The organism is Allobacillus halotolerans (assembly GCF_018967645.1).
Classification (GTDB): Bacteria; Bacillota; Bacilli; order Bacillales; family Alkalibacillaceae; genus Allobacillus; species Allobacillus halotolerans.
Window position 1 is genome coordinate 1 of sequence record NZ_JAHLZF010000077.1, and the last position, 385, is coordinate 385.

General features: G+C 37.1%; 1 protein-coding gene. It reads right to left on the bottom strand.

From position 1 onward, the window contains the following. Positions 1–29 precede the first annotated feature (29 nt). Positions 30–385: N-acetylglucosaminidase (locus KQ486_RS14510; protein ID WP_246569357.1), on the bottom strand; the 356-nt coding region annotated here is incomplete at its 5' end.

Sequence of the window (385 nt, forward strand, 5' to 3'; positions counted from 1 at the left end):
TCTTTTATTTTGTACATTTATACACCTCTTTATTTATATTTATCTCTTATAAAATAGATACCTTTTAAGCCGATTTGTTTATATAGCTTAGCGATTGTACTAGCTTGATGTTGGCACCACTCTATAGCAGTAGCGTATTGGTGCGTAGCTGGATTCTTAGGATTCCATCTGATTCTGTACAGTGTATTCTGCCCTTTGTTGATGTAATCCTTTCTTACGAAGCTAGCACCGCCCATGATTGCTTTTGCTGGAGATGTCCAACCTTTATTCTTAGCAAATTTCATTGCGTAGTTAGGATTGTTGTCGTAAGCGCCAATACCGAAGTAGTTGTATACTCCATCTTTTCCGTTAGCGAAGTTACTTGTTCCATATCCACTTTCTAAGA